Origin of the sequence: Oceanobacillus limi (assembly GCF_900111445.1) — a bacterium.
GTDB lineage: Bacteria > Bacillota > Bacilli > Bacillales > Amphibacillaceae > Ornithinibacillus > Ornithinibacillus limi.
This window is the reverse complement of record NZ_FOHE01000044.1, coordinates 1-2565: the sequence shown is the minus strand read 5'-3', so window position 1 is coordinate 2565 and position 2565 is coordinate 1. Positions and strand designations below refer to the sequence as shown.

At 32.9% G+C, this 2565-nt stretch carries 6 protein-coding genes and 1 pseudogene; all 7 read right to left on the bottom strand.

Annotation, left to right across the window (positions count from 1 at the left end; all coding sequences use genetic code 11):
* Nucleotides 1–103 precede the first annotated feature (103 nt).
* Nucleotides 104–310 (bottom strand): hypothetical protein, encoded by a 207-nt coding sequence (locus BMX40_RS19830; RefSeq protein WP_090873192.1) that lies wholly within the window; start codon nt 308–310, stop codon nt 104–106.
* Between the two features lie 4 nt (nt 311–314).
* Nucleotides 315–647 (bottom strand): HNH endonuclease, encoded by a 333-nt coding sequence (locus tag BMX40_RS19825; RefSeq protein WP_090873190.1) that lies wholly within the window; start codon nt 645–647, stop codon nt 315–317.
* Nucleotides 648–938: a hypothetical protein gene (locus BMX40_RS19820; RefSeq protein WP_090873188.1), complete on the bottom strand. Its 291-nt coding sequence runs from the start codon at nt 936–938 to the stop codon at nt 648–650.
* A 49-nt stretch (nt 939–987) separates the two neighbouring features.
* A complete protein-coding gene (locus BMX40_RS20845) occupies nt 988–1113 on the bottom strand; it encodes a hypothetical protein (RefSeq protein ID WP_280139695.1) in 126 nt (41 codons plus the stop codon).
* 56 nt (nt 1114–1169) lie between these two features.
* Nucleotides 1170–1373 (bottom strand): hypothetical protein, encoded by a 204-nt coding sequence (locus tag BMX40_RS20500; RefSeq protein WP_170840875.1) that lies wholly within the window; start codon nt 1371–1373, stop codon nt 1170–1172.
* A 267-nt stretch (nt 1374–1640) separates the two neighbouring features.
* On the bottom strand, nt 1641–2225 hold the full coding sequence (locus tag BMX40_RS19815; protein WP_090873186.1) for a hypothetical protein: 585 nt from the start codon (nt 2223–2225) through the stop codon (nt 1641–1643).
* Between the two features lie 196 nt (nt 2226–2421).
* Nucleotides 2422–2565: pseudogene (locus BMX40_RS20875) on the bottom strand (site-specific integrase); the annotation flags it as partial.

The following is a 2565-nucleotide window of genomic DNA, read 5'->3' as shown; positions in this document are numbered from 1 at the left end:
GGGGGAGGGGAGGGTACTCATATCTCGATACAACTGCAGAATTGAGCCCATGCACCGGTTTCCCAGTCAAAGTTTTTTGTCGAAACTTTTAACCCGGGGGGTATTATATTGTTTTGAATGTAACTGGTTTGTGCTCTTCTTCGCTAATTGCTTTCATCATTGCACTAAGGTCTATAGTAATTTCATATTCATTTCTATTGAAATCACTGTATTCTCTCTTAGCATACATATAAATACTTTCCTTCTTTAATCTTTCAATGTCTTTCTTCATATGTTCATACTCTTTGATTGGCATTGTTACTGTTATCATCTGATCACCACCATTCATCATCCCATTTCTTTTCTTTTTTACTTGCTTTGTAATTAAATCGTTCATGCCTTTTATTGTGGCAGTCCTTACACAATGTTCTAAGATTTTCATCATCTAACGCTAACTCAGGGTGATCTTCCAACTCTTTAATATGGTCAACTTCCAATACTACCTCATTACCATTTTTATCTAAGCCACCTGCTACTGTTACATATCCTTCTTCTTTACACCACTGGCATTCATAATTGTCACGCTTCTTTATGTCTTCTCTTTTCAGCTTCCACTCTTTTGAGTTGTAGAAGTTAATTTGTTGTTCTTTTGTTTTATAATCAGGCATCTAATCATCTTTGCTCATGTATTTACCAGTAGATAATCCAATTTTATTTAGCTGAATGTTTTGATTGCCTTTAACGAAATGCTGAATGAGATAGTCAACTCCACCTGATAAAGGCAACTCACGCTTAGTGCTCCATCTGAACCGAATCTCATCTTTCCATTTTATCTCTTCACCTTTATAAAACACTTTTGGTACAGACGATTCATTTTCTAATTCAATTGTTAATAAAGGTGGTTCTTTAATTGGTTCCCCATCTACATATATGGTTTTTTTGTCTTTACCTGTTTTCATGCATTCATCTCCTTTTATGCATACTAAAAAGACACCTCGTTAGAGATGTCTACAGAAATATAATTATTAGTATAATTGGTATAGTAACAAAAATGGTTAATAAACAACCACAACCCATCATACTACTACCAATTTTCTCCATTGACTCTCCTACTTCTTCTAGTTTATTTCCCATTACCCTCCTCCTCTTGTCTTGTACTTAATTCGGCAAAAAGGAAGGAATTCCCTTTTTTATTTCCTGTTACTCCTTATAGCTCCCCCGCGTCCGCGCTTATAGGTATCTCTGTTCATTCCCATTAAATCATGCCAGTTTACCTTTTCATTACGTTTTCGTTTCTTTTTATAATCTTTCATTCGCTTCAGTTTCTTATGTTGTTCTCTGCTAAGATGATCTGCTACTTTCATATTCATCACCTCTAAATGTATCTCGCGCATATAGCTAATCCATTAAAGTATTAACCTATAATCTTTTGTTCTTAGTGGTTCATTGTTTACGCATGGTTGATAGTTAAATGTGAGTAAAATCAATGAGATCAACAATACTCCACCAATTTTCATATCTATCACCTTCATTTCATAATAAAAGCACTCACCCATGCGTAATGAGTAAGTGCCTAGTATATAAATTTCCTATGGTACAATCATAACTTAATAAATAGTTTGTGTTCTGCTTTCTTTCTGCCATTTATCTGCCATTTTATTTTAATTGGTTTCTTTTTCTTTTTCTTTTCTGTATTCTTTCAACTCTTTAAGTGCTTTTCTCCCTCGAAAATAATTTATTGAACCAGTGACAAATTTTTCGTAAAGATCATGGTGTTTAAAGTAAGTTTTATCATATGGCAGTTTCAGTTTTCTTCTCATTTTATTATATTGATAAAAGACATATCTAATTAATCTATTGTCATAATCGCCTTTTATAGGTGTTCTATCTCCCGTTTCGTCCATCCTTATTTGTTCCTGATAAAAATGTTCTTTGATTTCCCATATTCTACTTTCCAACCCTGGATCAATCAAAAAAATGTTCTGTTTGTATATTTTATTTAATTCAGTGAATAAGTCCGTATCAACACCTAAATAACCAAAAGGTCTTCCATAATCTTTCATCAACTTATCAATAAATGCTCTATACAAAGGTGTATAAACTTTATTAAGGATTTCTAACTTATGTTTTTCGGTTTGTAGTCGTCGTTCCTTTGATATTGCTAGTTTATGAGTCACAAATGATGTTACTGCAGCAATTAAAACAGCAGAAGCAATTTTTGTCCATGTATCTGATAAATCAAACATTTCTACCCACCTCTATTTAATAGTTGTATCTATCTAATTATCCATATCTTATATTGTGTGTAACTAGCCGAAAGGCTAGACCCCTTATTACCACTAATTCTATCACAATCTACTAAAATGAGTTACACGTTAATTTAATATGTGTAACTTATAGTTTTATAGACAAACTAAAAAGCCCTCCAATGAATGGATAGGCTTATATTTTAAACTCTTTTATTGCTTTGTTCATGGCATCTTGGTCAATACCGATATATCTTAATGTAAACGCTGGGTCTGAGTGATTTAATATCTTTTGAAGCAATGCAACATCTCCTGTTTGCTTATATAGGTGATATCCAAA

What these genes read in the sequence shown, in the direction of transcription:
- BMX40_RS19830 (WP_090873192.1), bottom strand. Translation starts at nt 310, where the DNA reads ATGATAACAGTAACAATGCCAATCAAAGAGTATGAACATATGAAGAAA.
- BMX40_RS19825 (WP_090873190.1), bottom strand. Translation starts at nt 647, where the DNA reads ATGCCTGATTATAAAACAAAAGAACAACAAATTAACTTCTACAACTCA.
- BMX40_RS19820 (WP_090873188.1), bottom strand. Translation starts at nt 938, where the DNA reads ATGAAAACAGGTAAAGACAAAAAAACCATATATGTAGATGGGGAACCA.
- BMX40_RS20845 (WP_280139695.1), bottom strand. Translation starts at nt 1,113, where the DNA reads ATGGGAAATAAACTAGAAGAAGTAGGAGAGTCAATGGAGAAAATTGGT.
- BMX40_RS20500 (WP_170840875.1), bottom strand. Translation starts at nt 1,373, where the DNA reads ATGCGCGAGATACATTTAGAGGTGATGAATATGAAAGTAGCAGATCAT.
- BMX40_RS19815 (WP_090873186.1), bottom strand. Translation starts at nt 2,225, where the DNA reads ATGTTTGATTTATCAGATACATGGACAAAAATTGCTTCTGCTGTTTTA.